General features: G+C 45.7%; 17 protein-coding genes. 5 read left to right on the top strand and 12 right to left on the bottom strand.

All coding sequences use genetic code 11. The annotated features are described in order from the left end of the window. Nucleotides 1–225 precede the first annotated feature (225 nt). On the top strand, nt 226–1,296 hold the full coding sequence (locus CAN90_RS09710; protein WP_085833631.1) for a collagen-like domain-containing protein: 1,071 nt from the start codon (nt 226–228) through the stop codon (nt 1,294–1,296). Nucleotides 1,297–1,346: 50 nt separating this feature from the next. Here the strand turns inward: CAN90_RS09710 and CAN90_RS09715 are convergent, their stop codons facing one another. The 6 genes from CAN90_RS09715 to CAN90_RS09740 form a co-directional block, all read right to left on the bottom strand. Then, entirely contained in the window at nt 1,347–3,086 is a 1,740-nt protein-coding gene (locus tag CAN90_RS09715) for an Rqc2 family fibronectin-binding protein (RefSeq protein WP_085833632.1), read from the bottom strand. A gap of 12 nt (nt 3,087–3,098) precedes the next feature. Beyond that, nucleotides 3,099–3,875 carry a Nif3-like dinuclear metal center hexameric protein gene (locus CAN90_RS09720; protein WP_085833633.1) on the bottom strand — a complete coding sequence of 259 codons (777 nt, stop codon included), beginning with the start codon at nt 3,873–3,875 and terminating at the stop codon, nt 3,099–3,101. Continuing rightward, nucleotides 3,872–4,567 carry a class I SAM-dependent methyltransferase gene (locus CAN90_RS09725; RefSeq protein ID WP_085833634.1) on the bottom strand — a complete coding sequence of 232 codons (696 nt, stop codon included), beginning with the start codon at nt 4,565–4,567 and terminating at the stop codon, nt 3,872–3,874. The genes CAN90_RS09720 and CAN90_RS09725 overlap by 4 nt, the downstream gene beginning before the upstream one ends. A gap of 107 nt (nt 4,568–4,674) precedes the next feature. Further along, nucleotides 4,675–4,884 carry a DUF1858 domain-containing protein gene (locus tag CAN90_RS09730; RefSeq protein WP_085833635.1) on the bottom strand — a complete coding sequence of 70 codons (210 nt, stop codon included), beginning with the start codon at nt 4,882–4,884 and terminating at the stop codon, nt 4,675–4,677. A gap of 126 nt (nt 4,885–5,010) precedes the next feature. Further along, nucleotides 5,011–5,289, bottom strand: coding sequence for a zinc-ribbon domain containing protein (locus CAN90_RS09735; protein ID WP_085833636.1), 279 nt, complete (start codon nt 5,287–5,289; stop codon nt 5,011–5,013). A gap of 104 nt (nt 5,290–5,393) precedes the next feature. Then, nucleotides 5,394–5,996, bottom strand: a complete 603-nt coding sequence (locus CAN90_RS09740) for a sigma-70 family RNA polymerase sigma factor (protein WP_242953617.1) — start codon at nt 5,994–5,996, stop codon at nt 5,394–5,396. A gap of 225 nt (nt 5,997–6,221) precedes the next feature. Here CAN90_RS09740 and CAN90_RS09745 point away from each other — a divergent pair, with 225 nt between their 5' ends. From CAN90_RS09745 to CAN90_RS09755, 3 genes are all read left to right on the top strand, one after another. Then, nucleotides 6,222–7,754, top strand: coding sequence for a YifB family Mg chelatase-like AAA ATPase (locus CAN90_RS09745; protein WP_085833638.1), 1,533 nt, complete (start codon nt 6,222–6,224; stop codon nt 7,752–7,754). Between the two features lie 128 nt (nt 7,755–7,882). Beyond that, on the top strand, nt 7,883–8,458 hold the full coding sequence (locus CAN90_RS09750; RefSeq protein WP_085833639.1) for an epoxyqueuosine reductase QueH: 576 nt from the start codon (nt 7,883–7,885) through the stop codon (nt 8,456–8,458). A 2-nt stretch (nt 8,459–8,460) separates the two neighbouring features. Continuing rightward, on the top strand, nt 8,461–9,144 hold the full coding sequence (locus CAN90_RS09755) for a DUF4241 domain-containing protein (RefSeq protein ID WP_085833640.1): 684 nt from the start codon (nt 8,461–8,463) through the stop codon (nt 9,142–9,144). Nucleotides 9,145–9,267: 123 nt separating this feature from the next. Here CAN90_RS09755 and CAN90_RS09760 read toward each other — a convergent pair whose 3' ends face one another. The 4 genes from CAN90_RS09760 to CAN90_RS09775 form a co-directional block, all read right to left on the bottom strand. After that, the gene (locus CAN90_RS09760; RefSeq protein ID WP_085833641.1) at nt 9,268–12,222 is read right to left on the bottom strand and encodes an SH3 domain-containing protein; all 2,955 of its coding nucleotides are present in this window, start codon (nt 12,220–12,222) and stop codon (nt 9,268–9,270) included. A gap of 412 nt (nt 12,223–12,634) precedes the next feature. Continuing rightward, nucleotides 12,635–13,420, bottom strand: a complete 786-nt coding sequence (locus CAN90_RS09765; protein WP_085833642.1) for a hypothetical protein — start codon at nt 13,418–13,420, stop codon at nt 12,635–12,637. Continuing rightward, on the bottom strand, nt 13,414–14,112 hold the full coding sequence (locus CAN90_RS09770; protein WP_085833643.1) for an ABC transporter ATP-binding protein: 699 nt from the start codon (nt 14,110–14,112) through the stop codon (nt 13,414–13,416). Before CAN90_RS09770 ends, CAN90_RS09765 begins: the two co-directional genes overlap by 7 nt. Next, the gene (locus CAN90_RS09775) at nt 14,112–14,480 is read right to left on the bottom strand and encodes a GntR family transcriptional regulator (protein WP_085833644.1); all 369 of its coding nucleotides are present in this window, start codon (nt 14,478–14,480) and stop codon (nt 14,112–14,114) included. Before CAN90_RS09775 ends, CAN90_RS09770 begins: the two co-directional genes overlap by 1 nt. Nucleotides 14,481–14,817: 337 nt before the next feature. Between CAN90_RS09775 and CAN90_RS09780 the strand changes: the two genes are divergently transcribed. Beyond that, nucleotides 14,818–15,690: a DegV family protein gene (locus tag CAN90_RS09780; RefSeq protein WP_085833645.1), complete on the top strand. Its 873-nt coding sequence runs from the start codon at nt 14,818–14,820 to the stop codon at nt 15,688–15,690. Nucleotides 15,691–15,850: 160 nt separating this feature from the next. On the opposite strand, the gene CAN90_RS09785 is transcribed toward CAN90_RS09780, so the two are convergent. Both CAN90_RS09785 and brnQ read right to left on the bottom strand, forming a co-directional pair. Continuing rightward, nucleotides 15,851–16,573, bottom strand: coding sequence for a DUF5131 family protein (locus tag CAN90_RS09785; RefSeq protein ID WP_085833646.1), 723 nt, complete (start codon nt 16,571–16,573; stop codon nt 15,851–15,853). 307 nt (nt 16,574–16,880) lie between these two features. Then, entirely contained in the window at nt 16,881–18,245 is a 1,365-nt protein-coding gene (brnQ, locus tag CAN90_RS09790; RefSeq protein ID WP_085833647.1) for a branched-chain amino acid transport system II carrier protein, read from the bottom strand. Nucleotides 18,246–18,313 lie beyond the last annotated feature (68 nt).

Consider the following 18,313-nt stretch of genomic DNA (forward strand, 5'->3'; position numbering starts at 1 on the left):
AACCTCATCTTACCATATTGTAGCAGAAAAGATAGGGCATCACAAGGAATCCTTCTTATTTTCTTATGAAAATTATCTTACTATTATTCTGAAAATAATTCGCTATTTTCTTTACTTAACTTCCAAAGGTTGTACAGTATATGTGTCCACCATACAAAAAATCACATATGATGGTATGTACCTTTTATTTAGAAGGTAACTTTATAGTAAATGAGGGTAGAGTGAATGGCATGTTATGAACCCGAAATGAGAATATATAAAGGCTACGACCCTTGCTGCTCATGCGAGCCTGTATGCTGTTGTAACCCAATTGGCCCCACAGGTCCAACGGGTCCCACAGGCCCTTCTGGTGGCCCAACAGGTCCCACAGGCCCAACAGGTCCTACTGGCCCGACCGGAGCAATTGGCTTTACTGGCGCAACAGGCCCGACTGGTCCTACTGGCCCCACAGGCCCAACTGGAGCTATTGGTCTAACTGGTGCAACTGGTCCCACAGGTCCTACTGGTGCAACCGGTGCAACTGGCGCGATTGGTCCTACTGGCCCGACCGGAGCAATTGGTCTAACCGGTGCAACAGGCCCCACAGGTCCAACCGGTGCGATTGGTGCTACTGGCGCAATCGGCCCAACGGGTCCTACCGGCCCCACTGGAGCAATTGGTGCAACCGGTGCAATCGGCCCAACAGGTCCAACTGGTGCAATTGGACTAACTGGTGCAACAGGCCCAACAGGACCCACAGGTCCAACGGGTGCAATTGGTGCTACTGGCGCGATTGGCCCCACAGGCCCAACCGGTGCGGATGGCGTAATAGGCCCAACAGGTCCCACAGGCCCCACAGGCCCCACAGGCCCCACAGGCCCTACTGGTCCAGTTGCCGCTCTTGCTGGCTTGCTGGTTCAGCTTCAGGGGAGCAGTGGAGACACAGTAGCAGATAATGCCAACGTGGTATTTGATACGACAATCAATGCTCCATCAGCGGGTATCACCTATGCTGGCGGAATATTCACCATCCAGCAGCCGGGCAATTACCTTATCAATTGGTGGGTAAATACGGATGGCGCAGGTGCAGCCTCTTTTGTAAACTTTGGTATTCGTGTATTAAGCGGCAGTATTTTCCCGTCCGTGTTCTCCAGCTCACCATCTCCACTCATCACATTACAGCTGAGTGGTAGTGTTCTATTAACCGTTACGGGATCTCCCACTACGTTCTCGCTATTCAACAACTCTGGAGCGACAGTAAACTATGGCACATCTCCAGTGCAGGCAAACCTTACCATTACAGGCCTTAACACGTAATACAATCTCGTTTTAAAAAAAGCCTCCGAATTCTTTCGGAGGCTTCTCTTTTATTCTTCCTGAGGCGTTACATACATGGTGTGGTAATTATCGTATATAACCATGCCGGGTTTTGCTCCAGCTGGCTTGTGTACATGGCGTACCTGTGTGTAATCCACTGGAACCTGAGAAGAAGACTTCCCTTTACTGTGAAAGGCAGCCAAGCGGGCAGCATCCCGTAAAGCAGCTTCTGTGGGGATCCTTCCATCTGTTATTAATATCGTGTGCGAGCCGGGAATGTTTTTGGTATGAAACCAAATATCATTATTATTCGCCAGCTTCAGCGTTAAGCGGTCGTTCTGTTTGTTGTTCCGGCCAACCAAAACCTGAAACCCATCTGAAACGGTAAATTCCAGTGGCGCAGCTGCAGCAGCAGGCTTTTGTTTACTACCTTTCGGTGCTTTTAGGTATCCCTGCTCCTGTAGCTCTTGGCGAACCTCCATTAAATCCCGCTCCGTTACCGCACGGCTTAGTTCCTCCAGTACCGAATCTAAATAAAGCAGCTCATGCTGTGCGTGGGCAATCTGCTCTGTAAGCTTCTCTTCTGCTGTACGCGCTTTGCGGTAATCTTTATAGTATTTCTGCGCATTTTGAGCTGGAGTTAATCGAGGGTCTAATCGAATGCGGATTTTAGGTAGAGATTCTTCGTAGTAGTTTTCCAATTCAACGCTAGACAGGCCTGCTTCGATTTGATATAAGTTGGCATTGAGCAAATCGCCACAAATTCGCAGATGCTCGCGTTCCGCACATTGCGCCAGTTCCGCCCGCTGCGCATTGATTTTTCTGCTGAGACGGTCTGAAATCGTAGTTAAATGACGTAACAGATCCTGTTCTCGTACTCGCATTCGGTCAATGTGATCTCGTTCCTCATAGAAAGCGTCCAGCAATTCAGAAGTGCTGCTATATTCGCGAACCACCGCACTGGTACCATATTGCTCCGGGCGTAAGAAGGTAAAATCCATCGGTTTTTTATCTGACCCAAGAACAAGGTGTGGTGTTCCAGAGCACTGTTCAATCTCTTGCTTTAAGCGACCCAAAAAGAACTCTAACCGCTCTCTGTGTGAATCTGTCAATTGCTGAAGCATTAGCTGCTCTCCCCTGCCGACCCGGTGCTGTATTTCACGGCACACAATGGGTGAGACTCCCTGCAAAACGGAGAGTAGCGCCTTTGAAAGCTCCATTTCTTTTAACTGCATTTGTAAAGCGGTAATTACCTGCTTTGGCTCAACTTCTAACAAACACAGCTTGCCCTGAGCCGGAGGAAGCTCATAGCGAAGCCCCGGAAGCACAAGGCGTTCAGAGGTCATTTCGGGGTCTACTCTTTTGAGCGCATCTACAATGCGGCCGTCTTCATCTACTAAAATAATGTTGCTGTAACGCCCCATGATTTCTGTTACTACCGTAAGGCGTACGAAATCACCGAGTTCATTTACTGCATCAAAATCTAAAAACAAAAGTCTCTCGAGCTGCGGCTGACGAATTTGTACAAGTTTAGCTCCTGAGAGCCGTTTGCGCATGAGCATACAAAGCATGGGCGGCTGTTTTGGGTTTTCTGGTACAAACTTTGTAAAATGGATTCGTGCACTATTGGCACGAGCTGAAATTAATAGCTTAAACTGCTCTGCACGGGTACGAAGAACAAAAACCATCTCTTCCCGATTGGGCTGGTATATTTTCTCTACCCTTGCACCCTGTGCCGATTGCTCTAATTCCTGCGATATATGTCTTAAAAAAGCCCCGTCTAAAGCCATTGGGGCACCCCCTTATAGGTATTGTGCAGGATCGCACAGCACCTTAGATTTTTCAAAATGTACGGTTGGGAATTGCTCCTGCAAACTATTTTTTAAAGGCAGAATCACAATATCCTCCGTATTAAAATGACCGGCATCAACGAGTGTGATGCCAAGCTCTTGTGCTAACAGCAATTGATGGTGCTTGGTATCTGCTGTAACAAAGGCATCGACTCCGGCATGGAATGCATCTTCGAGCAAATCTGCACCGGCACCGCCACATAAGGCAACCTTTTTAATTGCTTTGCCGCCATCTACATATTTTAATCCGGCACAAAACAAACTCTGCTTTACATACTGTGCAAATGCAACGGGAGTTAAATCCTGAGTAAGATTCCCAACAAGGCCTTCCCAAAGTCCGTCACCTCCATAGGGCTTGAGCCCTTCTATATTGGTAAGACCCAGCGCTTCGGCAAGGCAGGTATTCACTCCGCCCGGGGCAAAATCCAAATTGGTGTGAGCACAAATAGCGCCTATTCCAAACTGAGCCAGCAGATACGGAACATCTTGAGGGCTCATACGGCGAAACGGCTGAAAAATAACCGGATGATGGCTTATAATCAGCTCTGCACCGAGTTGCGCTGCCTCTTGCACTACTTTCGAAGTGATGTCTAGCGCGAGTAACACGGTAGACAGCGGCGTTTGCCGTTCCCCAACAAGCATCCCCACGTTATCAAAACCCATTGCAGTATGAAATGGAGCAGAAACATTGATAAAATCATAAATATCGCCAGAGGTAACCATTTTCATTTTACATCCTCCTTTGGTATAAGTTGTTCCAATTGATCTGCTATTTGTAACAGTTGAGCCGATTCTTTTGGCTCTTTCTCCTTTAGGCCTTGTCCGCGAGCGCGTAACGACGAAACTTGTTTTTGAATGTATCGGTAAGCAGCAGGAGTATTGGGCTGAAGAATTCCGATATACGGGTACCATTCCCCGGTAACGACCGGCTCTTTTTGCCATTGCACCAGCATAACACTGTATACATGGCTCCGCGACTCTACCGCTTCTTCCTGTAACACAACAAAGCCATTGTTTCGTAGGTACTCCCGGAGCTCAGGGGCACAGGTCATCGGCTGTAAAATCAGGCGGCGTTCCTCTTGTCTTACCCACGGTACTTGCGCGAGGATTTGAGCAATTAATTCGCCGCCCATTCCCGCAATTACAATGTCTTCTGCTTCTTCCGGCAGTATCGCTTCCAATCCATTCGACATACGAACCGTAATATGTTCTGTTTCATACCGTCTTAAGTTTTCTTCTGCATTCGCCAGCGGGCCACTGCGAATATCTGCCGCCACTGCCGAGCGTATAAGGCCCTGCTTTTCCAGCCAAACGGGCAAATAGGCATGGTCGGTACCAATGTCTACCAGTTTTGCGCCCGGCCTTACAAAATTTGCACATAGCTGAAGCCTTGCATCTAGTTGAAATAAAGGTCTGCTCACACAATTCCTCCCCGTTATTCGGTGACAAGGATGCTCCCTCTCACCCTACAAAAGAACCGCCCGGGCAAAGAAACTGCCGGGCGGCGATAATAGCGGATTCTTTTTGCTTATTTCGCACCAAGGTGTGCGTTCAGCTTTTCTAAAAGAATAGCGGGGTCTACACCGTGTACCATGCAGGCCTGCTCAATGGATTCACCACGAGAAGCCGGGCAGCCCAGGCAGTGCATACCCATCTCCAAAAAGAAAGGTGCGGTAGTTTCATCTAAATCAAGAATATCGCCAATCACGGTATCCTTTGTAATTTTTACGTCTGCCATATATATTGTCCTCCGTTTTTTAAACTCTTTTCATTATAATACCCGAAAGTAAAAAAATCAATCCCCGTGCATACTACAAAAAACACCCCTGCGTTTCACGCAGGGGTGTTAATCGCTCGCATTTTATTAGTCTTCTTCTCTCATTTTTGCAAAGCATTCGCTGCAATAAACCGGGCGATCTTCACGGGGCTTAAACGGAACCTTTGCTTCTTTACCACAAGATGCGCAAGTTGCCACAAACATTTCACGTTCTGGTTTCGCTGCATTTTTACGGTTGTCGCGGCAGCTCTTGCAACGCTGGGGCTCATTTACGAAACCCTTAGCTGCATAAAACTCCTGCTCACCGGCTGTAAAAACAAATTCCGCGCCGCACTCTTTGCATATGAGAGTCTTGTCCTCGTACATTTGATGATACCTCGCTTTGAATAAAGATATTTGCCCTTAGACGGATTCGCACCGACTCCTTTGATTACCAACGCTCTACGTAAGCTACCCGGGCATAGTCTAGACTAAAATGGATTTTTCAGTTTTTTACGCACCCTTTGAATCGCATTATCCACTGCTTTTACAGTTACCGCTTGTTTTTGTGCGATCTCTTGGTACGTGCAACCATTTAAATATAAAAATAGCACTTCCTGCTCCATTTTAGACAAGCTTTGATTGATACGGGCTCGTAGTCCTTCCAAGTTTTCCCTGTCAATCAACAATGTTTCCGGATTGGCAATTTGATCGGACATAAGCGAAGTTGTCCAGCAGTCATTCTGCTCCGCATCATGAAAAGAAACAAAATTATGTAAAGGTAAATTTTTTCGGCTAAGTGCTGATCGGCACGCCGTTACCATTTGATGATAAATACAAACACCTGCATACGTTTTAAAACTGGCAGAACCACTGGAACGGTAGCTGTGTGCCGCATGCAACAAGCCTAACAGCCCCTCCTGGTACAAATCTTCAGCGTCAATCGGCACCCCTCGGAACGCAGAGGCTTTCCCTCGTATCAACCCCATGTAGCGCGCCGTTAATTCAACGAAAGCATCCATATTTCCTTCGTTTACTAGCTCTGCTACTTGCTGGTCAGAAAGTTCCGGCAATTGATTAAACAAAATAAGCACCTCAGGTATCAGCGATTCTTTATGGTTTTATTTTACACTCTTTTCTCATTAAAGTCAATAAAAATTACAAAATTATTTGTATTTAATTGTAAAAATAGTAATACACGCACAAAATTTTTCTTTATTTGCTAAAATACGAGCTTTTTGATGTGCAAATTTTTCCCAATTTATGGAAATAGCTTAAAATGTTCGTTATAATGAAATGATTATTTAGGGGGGATTTTTTTGGTATCCTTTTTATACAGCCTAGGGCTGCACGGTATGAATGCTTTTTTAGTAAAAGTCGAGGCCGATCTTTCAAATGGTCTTCCTTCGTTTGAATTGGTAGGACTTCCAGACGCCGCCGTAAAAGAATCTCGTGACCGAGTGCGTTCTGCACTGAAAAATTGTGGGTTTACATACCCGGTTACTAAAATCACTGTTAATTTGGCACCCGCCGACAAACGAAAAGAAGGGCCTATTTATGATTTGCCGGTTTTGGCAGCTCTTCTTTATGCCTCCGGACAATTGGAGGGGAATGTTGGGCACTGTGCTATGGTAGGGGAGCTATCGCTCTCCGGTGAAGTTCGCCCCGTAAAGGGAGTTTTACCCATGGCTCTCGCTGCAAAGGAGGCCGGAATTACAGAGCTGTTTGTTCCCGCTGAAAATGCACCGGAGGGCGCCGTTGTGGAGGGGCTGCGTGTGTACCCGGTAAAGGATGTATCATCTTTGGTGATGCACCTAACCGGGCAAAGACTCATTTTGCCCTGCACTGCCGATCCCTTTACCGGCAGAAATACCCCCTCCCTACTCCCTGATTTTGCGGAGGTACGCGGGCAGGAAGCAGCAAAGCGAGCCTTAGAAATAGCAGCCAGCGGAAGCCATAACGTTCTATTAATCGGCCCTCCCGGTTCTGGTAAAAGCATGCTTGCAAAACGTGTGCCATCCATTTTACCAGATATGACCCTCGACGAAGCCATTACAACCACACAGATTTATTCAGTTGCCGGAACACTCCCAAAGGAGAGCACCTTAATATGGGAGCGTCCCTTCCGCTCGCCACACCACACCATTTCCCCTGCCGGTCTTTCGGGAGGGGGAACCATCGTGCGCCCCGGAGAAATCTCACTGGCGCATAACGGCGTGCTGTTTTTGGATGAACTGCCGGAATTCCACCGAGATACAATGGAGGTGCTACGCCAGCCGCTTGAGGATGGAATCGTAACCATTTCACGAGTGAGTGGCAGTGTTACCTACCCCAGCTCCGTAATGCTTGTAGCGGCAATGAACCCCTGCCCTTGCGGTTACTTTGGCCACCCAACAAGGTCTTGCGTTTGTTCCTCTAAGGTCGTAGATCGTTACCTTGGTAAAATCTCTGGCCCACTTTTAGACCGACTCGATTTACACGTAGAGGTTCCCCCTGTTGAGTTCGACGTGCTTTCTTCCTGTGACAAAGCAGAAACCTCCGCAAGAATTCGCGAACGGGTAAACGCCGCTAGAGAAAGGCAAAACCAGCGTTTTCGTGGAACTGGAATCACCTGCAACGCACGCATTACTCCAGATTTATTGCACCAGGCGTGCCGATTGAGCCCGAGTGCCCAAACATTGCTGAAAACCGCATTTGAGCGCATGAGTCTTTCGGCAAGAGCGTTTGACCGTGTACTAAAAATCTCTCGTACTATAGCGGATTTGGATAATAGCGATACCATAGAACCACGCCACGCCGCTGAAGCGGTTCAATACCGTTCACTAGACCGCAAATATTGGCATAACTCCTAAACTGTGTAAACACCAAAGGTTACTCTGCTGGAAATTAGATTGAATCAAACCATAAGCCAGTGTATAATAGAATAAATTGAGCCGCTAAAGAAAGCTCGCTCTCTTATTTTATTAAAAAGGTGACGTTTATGAAAACACTGCTGCATACCTGCTGTGCTCCCTGTTCCATTATGTGTATTGAAACACTGCGCAGCGAAGACATTGAGCCGGTAGCCTTTTGGTTTAACCCGAACATACACCCCTTTACGGAATATCGAAGCCGCAAAGAGGCTTTGGTTCAATATGCAAAGAGCATTGAAATGGAACTAATCTTAGAAGGAGAATATGGTCTGCGCGAATTTTTGCATAACGTTTCTCCCGATTTTGACCACCGCTGCGGGTATTGCTATTCTGTTCGTGCGGATGCCGCAGCCTCCTATGCCGCGGAACACGGCTTTGAAAGCTTTACCTCTTCTCTACTGATTAGCCCTTACCAGAACCATGAGCTACTGCGGGAGACAATGGAACGAAGCGCACAAAAATATGGAGTACAGTTTTTGTACCGTGATTTTCGCCCCTATTTTCGGGAAGGCCAGCAAAAAGCCAGAGAATTGGAATTGTATATGCAAAAATACTGCGGGTGTATTTTCAGTGAAGAAGACCGCTATCGCAAAAAGCCGAAGAAAAAGAAAGAAACTGCTACGGCAGACGGAAAGGGTTCATAGCTATGTACCAGAACGACAAGTTTCTTGAGGCACTTTATTCGGATAAAATGGAATCAATTCTCAGCCAAAAAGATGTGAAAACATGGATTACCACGCAATCACTAGGAGAACTGTTTTTACCGACCGGTAAAATCGTTGCCAACGACCCCTTGTGCCTCTATGAAACCGCACCCTTTGAGAAAGCAGTCGCTCCCGGAAAATACCCCGTAACTTTATACCTGCTGCATTATGGGGATGATACACGGGTAGCTTATTCTGAGATTCGATTCAGCAACGCCACACCAGTGTCGTTTGAAACAGCAACGCGCGTAGGAGACGATATTGCCACTTTAGCCGAAGATGAATTTTTCGGCTACGGAGTCGATAGCGGAACAGGCGGGTTTACGGATTACGAAACCTGCATGGAATATGATAAGATGCTGAGAGAGAGCGAAAAATATACTTGGGCAGAAATGGACGCTTTGCTGGCAGAAAGCTATGTGGATACCTATTCTACTGCTAACATTTGCTTACCGGAAAGCGAAAAGAACGTAATTGCGTTTTCCAGCGGATACGGAGATGGTGTTTACCCATCCTTCTGGGGGCTGGATCAAAATAACCAACCCTGCCGCCTCATCACCGATTTTTGTATTATAGATGATGGTGAAGACGATGACGATAATGAATCGGAATTGAACGGAAAATAATTTCCTTACTTAAAAAGACCCGTAAGCGCTTGTACTGCTGCCTTTACGGGTCTTTTTCTATTATCCAATTATAAAAAATCCACCCCCTCTAAGCGAATAGATGGGGCGGATTTATTACATTAATTATTGTTCATAGGGCTGTGCAGAAACAGGGTATTTAAATCCATAGGTGTTCTTTTTGTAGTTGTAGCTGGCACTGTCCGCCTCGTCGTAATTGCCAAAGGTAAATACCTTTGCTTCGCCCAAACGGCGGTACACAAGACCCGCATACACCTTGCCACCCGCTTGGTTCCAACGCAGCCACTCGGTTGCAATGGCGTGAGCATCCGTATAGGCCAAATCTCGCTGCATGCTTGCGGCATTATCAAAGCGGATGTAACCGGAACGTGCCCAGCCCACCGTTCCATCCGGAACCTGAATCTGGTACCAAACGGACTTTGTAGAAGCTTCTGTCATCGTTTGCAGCACTTGCAATGAGGTTGAAGCCGCAACCTCCGTCAATCTTCCACCCGCTGAACTGGGGGATGGATACAAATCAAAGTTTAGTGTTGCCATTGCGGAAAGCGAACCGTATACCGATGGCGGCGCAACGGAATTAAGCATGATTTCACGAATATCAAACGCACTGTTGCCGTTCCAATAGCCCGCTCCTACGTTATAAGAGAAGCTCACCATAGCGTCAAAATTCTGCTGATTTGCCTTTATGTTATTATTGGCAAGGAAGGTGTTGACCTGCTGCGTATAAGAGCCGTTTACCGTGTTCAAAAGCTGTGACCATGCTTCTGTTTTGGTTTGGTTGTTGTAGAACAGCGTACCCGCAGGGAAGGTTTGCCCATAGCCGATGGTTGGAATATTATTAGCGAGAGTATCGGGATAAACCGCTGCGCTGTAACCCTCCCACTTTCCTATTAACGTTAGCATCTCATTGCTAACGCGTCTATTTTCGCGCGACGACGTCGTTTTCTCCTGTGTGCTCACAACATAGCTGCTGGTGGTAACTCCCGTGCTGCTATAATTAGAGCCACCAGTTGCAGAATAAACCGCCACCTGGTAGGTACCGGGTGTAGAGAATGAAACAGCGGTCTTCCAAACACGAGTATTGTTTGGTGCCAAGTTTCCATTCGTAGAGCTCTCAGCGGTAAAGCTGCTTACATCATATGTTTTCTTTGAACCATCATTCATGGTTACGACAAATCGAACCGCAGAGCGGGTATTATCCGTTACTGCTACCAACTCTACCTGCTGACCAATACTTGCTAAGTTCGGTGTGGTATACGCGGTTTTTACCGGCTCTGCCGCCGATACGGTTACATTGCAGGTAGCCGTGCTTGAGCCTGCTCGGGCTGTAATAACCGCACTGCCAGGCTGGTTGCCATATATAAAGCCGTTGCTCACGGTCGCTACGTTCGTATTGCTCGAGGTCCAAGTGACGGGAGTACCGGAGGGATTTACCGAAGCCGTCACATAATAGCTTTTGCCCATAGGTATCGTACCGGATGAATGCGAAATCCGCAGGCCGGATACCGTACTCTCTCCCCCATACAAATACTCTATGTAGTCATTCGATAAGTACCCGACTACACCGCTGCTCGTTTTCACCTGCGTCCATCCCGGGTAAGCAGTCGTATTTAGAACATCAACAACCACACCTGAGCTCAGTAGCGCCAAAATAGAGCAGTTTGTATTGGGTTCTTTGCGTAAATTTACACTAGTGGTCGTTCTTGCACCAGTAATGGTGGAGGAGTCATTCCCGCCGGTTCCGTTGTTTCCATTATTTGAATTATTACCATTGCTCCCACCGGAGCCCGGTACGGTAGCCGATAAAAATGCCGTGTACCCTCCATTGGTTACAGTAATCACCGCCGAGCCGGCTGAAACCGCTTTAATCTCATACAGATATCCTCGGGAATCATTTGCATTTTTTAGCGATACACTCACCACTGAGGAATCGGAGGAAGTTGCAGTAGGATTATTGCCTTTTACAATCCCCTTTGCTAAAAACTGATAGACCTGACCAACCGATGTAAACGAATAGCTAGAGGTGTCTAGCGTTAATGGGCCAGTGTTCCCTCCCGAATTACCCGAGTTATTAGAACCCGGCACAGTAGCGGTCATTTGAGCAGACGCATTACCGTTGCTTACGGTAATGACTGCTGTGCCAGCCGAAACCGCCTTAATCTCATATAGATATCCGCGGGAATCGTTGGCGTTTTTCAGCGATACACTGACCACAGAAGAATTGGAAGAAGATACGGTTGGGCTGCTCCCCTTTGCAATTCCTTTTGCCAAGAACTGATACACCTTACCAACCGAGGCAAACTGGTAGCTTTTCGTATCTAATGTGATAGCTGTGGTCTGACCGCCAGAAGAGGAATTGCCACCGGAGGAAGAATTGCCATCCGTAGGCCTGTTTGGATGATTCCCCAATAAAGATATGGAACGGGTGGATTCTCCAAAAGCCTTTACGCCTTTCTTCACGGTTATCTTAATCGAGGCGTGCACTCCGGCAACCTCTGCCATTACATAGCAAACGCCTTCCCCTTTTGCCGTTACACGGTACTTGTCCGTACCGGCAACACGGGAAATAGACGCAATTCCAGTTCGGGAGGAATACACTTTTACATCTGCCTGCGTAAGTCCCATTCCTTCAACCTTTGCCCGAAAATCATAGATATTGCCCGGAGCCATGGTGTAGCTACGTGTATCAAGCGTTAACGTGCCATAGGTAGAGAATGACCCACTCGAGGTTGAACCACTGCTGCCGGAGCTGCTGGAGCCACCGGAAGACAGCGTAGAGATATATTGCGAGCTGCAATAGCCCTGTGTTCCATCCTGCAATTTGATTTTGTACCAGCCAGAAGCACCGGAATCCAAGGTTTCTACCGTTGTACCCTTGCTAATGGTTTTTACGATTTGGTAGTTTGTGCCCGGGCCAGAGCGAACGTTTAAGCTATCTAACGTTGTGGCCTGTGCCGCCATTGCCGCCGGCACCATATGAATAAACGCTGCGGAGGTAACCGCAACTGAAAGTAACACTGAAAAAATGCGTTTGGTTAGCGTTGTATTCATTCGTTTCATTCCTTATTTCCCTCTCTGGTTTCTAATTAATCTTCTTCCTTATTCATTCGTTCTACGCTGTATGCACGTACTTTTCTCCCAATAAACTACAAATAAATAATACAGATTCCGGCAAAAAGCCGCTTTCTTTTCGATTATACCCCATGCATTCTTCTTACGCAACCAAAATGAGAAAACTTAAGAATTCTACCAGTCTTAACCAGAAAGATTCATTCAATAAAAAAACACCGACATCATCAAATGGCTTTTCATAAGAGAGTATAACACTCCATTACCGGCGGTCATTGCAATGGCTAGTGCAGTTTTTGTCCTTTTCCATGCTAAATTTTTTCCGTTCCACCGGCTGTGTACCGATGGTTAATCTACAATAAATAATCCCTCCCGGTAGCGGGAGGGATTTTATTTGCGCTGATTATTCCAGATTCAATTTGTTTTTCAAAATATATCTCGTTCCGTAATAGAAGATAGCACCCAGAATGAGTACTCCAACAATCATCGCCCAGAGCACCCACTGAATTTGACCTGCTGGGCTCATTCCGTTGAGAAATTTGAACCATCCGCTTTTAGAGGAAATTTCAATAAACAGAGTCATAATAATCTGCTCAGCTAGCCCAATCAAAAAGAATGCTCCCAGGGAACCAGCAACTCGATGCTTTTGCACCAAATGTCCGATTGCCATTGCAACATACATATTTAAAACAGCAACTAGTATTGAGAGTAAAATGAGTACAATCGACTGGAATATGATTACAGAAACCGAAGAATTCATTTGAGAAATGAATTCGAGTATTTCCCTCCACATTTCAGCAAACTCACCAATTGATTCTTGATCAAGTGCCAATACCAATACCGAAAATACAGAAACGACTGCACTGGTAATATTCCAAAGAGTTGCAACCAGCAGCTTACTGAGGATATTGGCATCCACACTTACGGGCAGTGTAAACATCAGGTAGCCTTCATCCGTTAATAGGTTCTTATAAAAGCGCTGAATGGTTACTACCAGAGTAATTACGGAGATTGCAACGATAATTGAGACATACGCCATCATAGAAATAACCAAGGGAGTCTCAAGAGTTTCAGAGTTAATCGAAATAAACACTCGATTAATCACTGCCATTAAAAACAGCAGCAGGTACAAAGGAAGGTAAATGCGCGCCGTAGATTTAATTTCGTATTTCAGCAACCGTCCTAGCATCGAAACACCTCCCGGAACAACTCATCTACCGATTTATTGTTTTGCTCACGAATCTCTTCAACGGAGGAGGCAAGCGCAATTGAGCCCTGATTAATAAAAATGATATCATCCAGAACCTTCTCTACATCACTAATTAAATGAGTTGAAATAATTACGGTTGCATTCTCACTGTAATTTGAGATAATGGTATTTAAAATATAATCTCGTGCAGCTGGGTCTACACCGCCAATGGGTTCATCCAGCAAATAAAGAGAAGCATTACGACTCATAACCAATATTAACTGAACCTTTTCTTTTGTTCCTTTCGACATGGTCTTAAGCCTTGCATCACTCTTAATATCTAACCGCTGAAACATGTCGTATGCTTTTGCTTTATCAAAATCAACGTAAAAATCATCAAAGAAATCTACCAAGTTGCGAACGGTCATCCAATCATTTAGATAGGTGCGCTCCGGTAAATACGAAACAATCCGCTTTGTTTCAATTCCCGGTGCATTTCCATCGATTAACAAATCCCCATTGGTTGGGGTTAACAGGCCGTTGCACAGCTTAATCAATGTGCTTTTACCACTGCCGTTCGGGCCAAGTAGACCAACAATTCTGCCGCGCCCAATCTCTAAGTTCACACCAGACAGCGCAACTTTACCGGGAAAAACCTTGGTTAGGTTTTTACACTGTAAAATCGGTTCCATTACAACCTCTCCTCCTTCATCTGCTCAAGCAATGTAATCGTTTGCTGGAAGTCGTACCCCAGAGAGCTCATTTTTTCCATGAACTCCTTAATAATGTTCTGTGCTAAAGAATATTTCATGGTTTTAATAGCCTCCTCATCTTCCGTAACAAACCTGCCGCTTGTTCTTTGTGAATATAACAACCCCTGTGTTTCGAGCTCCGCAAGTGCTCTTTGCATGGTATTCGGGTTTACAGACGCTTCCGTTGCCATATCTCTTACTGACGGTAGCCGAGAACCTGGTGGGTATATACCAGAAACAATTCTCAGTTCAATCTGTTCTATCAACTGAAAATAAATTGGTCTGTCAGACTTCAGGTCCCAATTCATTCCTATTTCACCTCCGTCTGTATTATTGTACTAGTGGATTAATACAATAATACAACTATCTCTTTCGTTTGTCAAGCGCTTCTTTCGGCTTTGTTTAAAATTTGCAAATATTGGCAGTACATGCTATAATAATAACACATTGCAAAAGTGGGCTTTGGTTTACTTTGAGCAGAAAAGCATCGGCTTAGTGAAACCACAAGCAGGGTGTTTTTTTTAAGCTTTTTTAGACTGCACACGCAACGAAAGACCAATTAGTACTATCAATTTATCATAACTTAAAACAATGCAGTTTATTGTTTTTATGGAAGAAAAGAATTGGAAATGAGGTATTTTTTCCATGAATGATTTTGTAATTTTAACAGATTCCTGCTGTGATTTACCCGCTGAGCTCGCCCAAAAATGGGAGCTTGAGGTGTTGCCCCTCTCCGTACATTTAGGGGAGCAGGAGTTTTTAAATGATTTGGATGGCCGTAGCATTAGCTTTCATGAGTTTTACGAGCAATTAAGGAACGAGGCTTTATGCACGACCGCAGCAGTGAATATGGGAACCTTCCAGCAGAAGATGGAGACGCTGCTGAAACAGGGAAAGGATGTATTGTGCATTCTTTTCTCTTCCGGGCTTAGCAATACGTATAATGCCGGGCAGCTCGCAGCAAAGGAGCTTGTGGACAAATACCCCGAGCGCAAGCTGTACACGGTAGACAGCCTTTGCGCTTCTTTAGGGCAAGGCCTCCTAATTGCCCATGCCGTAGAGCTGAGAAAAAGCGGAAAAAGCATTGAACAGGTACGAGATTGGCTGGAAGAAAACAAACTCAAGCTGTGCCATTGGTTTACAGTGGATGACCTCAATCATTTAAAAAGAGGCGGTCGTGTATCTTCCGCAACCGCTTTAATTGGCACGGTTTTGGGAATTAAACCAGTTTTACACGTGGATGATGAGGGTCACCTCATTAACGTAGGCAAAGCACGCGGGCGCAAGGCTTCGCTGAGCGCACTGGTTGACCAAATGGAAGAGACCATGATTGACCCCGAGAAGCAAATGATTTACATAAGCCACGGCGACTGCCTAGAAGACGCCGAATGGGTACGCGATGAAGTTTTACGACGCTTTCATGTAAAAGAGGTTCTCATCAATTATGTTGGCCCCGTTATTGGAGCGCATTCCGGCCCCGGGACCGTCGCGTTGTTCTTCCTTGGTATTCACCGTTAAGTATTCGTCGAAAATAAAAATCCACCGGTTACACCGGTGGATTTTTCTATTCATTTATTTGTTTTGATTTTTCAAAATTTGAAATTATAAAAAAGATAATCGAAGCTTCACTTTTATTATAAATTATATTTGCTAATTTGAATGACAAAAGAAACAGGCATTAAAACAATTTTTTTCCATCTAAAATATTGATACAAAGTTCTTTTGCCAAACCAGTTTGCTTAAATGGATTTATTTTTTCCACCACGCCGTCTCGCTTAAAAAAGGAGCCTGTATTTTTAAACCAAAATGTCACGTTTGCCTTTACACACTGTTCACGGATATGAAGCACCCAATCGTAATCACATTCACGAGCATCTCGTCCCGTTTCACCGCCAACGGTAACATGGTCTACTCCATGCAGATACGGCGATAAATCAATCTGCTCCAAAAGGGGTGCGCATGCGATAAAACGCCGCTTAATCGGATAGGATAAAAATAACGGAAGCCTTTCATCTGCTAATTTTTGATTCTCAACGGTACAACCGACATTCACATTATCATATCCTGCGCCCCAATCGGGTGGAAGGGATACAAGAAAACGGTCAATACGTTTCGTTAGAATTAAAAAGTCAATATCCGTTCTTTCCTTAATCATTGCCCAAGCTTCTTTACGCCATTCATCCGCTTCCGAAAGGAAAAAGTCTGTTGCAAAGCAGGTCGCAAGAATCTTGTTCCCCTTAATATTGTAGTCACCTTTTGCGTTTTTTCGAATGGGCCAATCGAATTTATCCGTTTTCTGTATCGTATTTTGTCCATAATGTTTTGCATGTGGTCCATAAAAATAACAATTCGTGCAGCCATCACTTATTTGGTAACAACCGGTCCACGGCTCCCAGTTCATAGACATCCTCCCACTTATCGAATATTCATGACGTAAACGAGGCTCCGTTCTCATTTTGCTGTGAGATTATTATAGCATACAATTCTTCCTTACCCTACCCCTTTTCAGATCGAACATCGAGAGGCATCGCTCGAAATTAGTCTTTGCTTCGGTTTCGGCAAAGCAGTACAAGAGTGCTCACATACCAGTAAAAAACAAGCGTATCGCCTTAAAAACGATACGCTTGTTTCAAAATTGCACTGAGACGAAAACCAGTTTTCTTATATTGTCTAAAAAAGAATCGGTTTTCACCGGTTCCTTTTTATGATTAGGCTCTTTGCCCCATGTTCTTTTGCTTCGTCGCAAAGTATACGATAAAACCGACCACTAGGCCAACCGCAAGCGGTATCACCCAACCCATGCCGAGCGAGAAGAAAGGAAGCGACTCGCGATAAACACCCAAAATCGCTTTCACCGTAGGCTGTTCGGTCAGCTGCTTAGGCAATGCGGCAAGAAAATCCCCCACGCCGGCAAACAGCGTGAATATGGTCGGAATAAGATACACACAACGTCGGTTATGGAACAGAGGGCTTAATATTCCAAGCAGTATCAGCGAAATAGCAAGCGGATACAGGAACATTAGCACAGGGATGGACAAAGAAATAATCTGCGTAAGACCAATATTTGCAATGAGTAAGGAAACCAGAGTAAACAATATGGTGTATGTGCGGTAGCTTAGGCGGTTCGGGAACAGCTCACAGAAAGTTTGTGAGCAAGCCGTAATAAGACCAATGGCAGTTTTTAGGCAGGCAACGGTTACGATGATTGCCAGAAGCACACTGCCTGCGGTACCAAGGTAATAGTTTGCAATTTGTGCCAACGCAATTCCACCGTTTTCAGAGACAGCAAACTTACCCGCACTGGTTGCGCCCATGTAAGCCAGAAAGGCATAGATTAAGCCCATTAATATCACACTGACCGCACCCGAACGAATGGTATCGAGCGCAATGCCGCGGGGGCTTTTTACGCCCAGCTCTTTTAGGCTATTTACAACAATAATACCAAAAGCCAAGGAGGCAAGTGCATCCATGGTATTGTAGCCCTCTAAAAACCCTTTAAAGAAAGGAGAAGCCACATATGGCTCTGCAACGGCGATTTGACTGACGGAGCCCATCGGAGAAACCACACTCAAAACAATCAAAATTGCCAGAACCGCTAAAAACAATGGGTTTAACACCTTGCCAACCCACATTAAAAGCTTGTTAGGGCGCATAGAAAATGCCAAAGCCACAGCAAAAAACACGAGGGTAAACACAGCGAGTCCCAGCTGGTGCATTTCCTTTGGCAAAAAGGGTACGACACCAATTTCATAAGACACCGTAGCAGTACGGGGCAGCGCAAAGAACGGTCCAATGGTTAAGTACAGCAGAATTGTCATTACATAGCCGTAAACCGGGTGAACCCGACCGGCAAGGTCGAACAAACCAGAGCTGCCGGAAATGCCAATTGCAATTACCCCAAGAAAGGGCAAACCGATTGCCGTAGCCAAAAAGCCTATGGTAGCCAGCGGGGTGGATGCCCCCGCAAGCTGCCCCATATGAACTGGAAATATTAGATTACCGGCTCCAAAAAACAAGCCAAACAGCATAGAGCCTACCAACAGATAGGATGAAAAAGACAACTTTTTATCCATATTATTACTCTTCCCCTCAATTCTAAATCTCTAACCCGTGCAAATCCGCAAGCCTGCACCCGCTAAGT

It is taken from the genome of Clostridium merdae (assembly GCF_900176635.1).
GTDB classification, from domain to species: domain Bacteria; phylum Bacillota; class Clostridia; order Oscillospirales; family Acutalibacteraceae; genus Faecalispora; species Faecalispora merdae.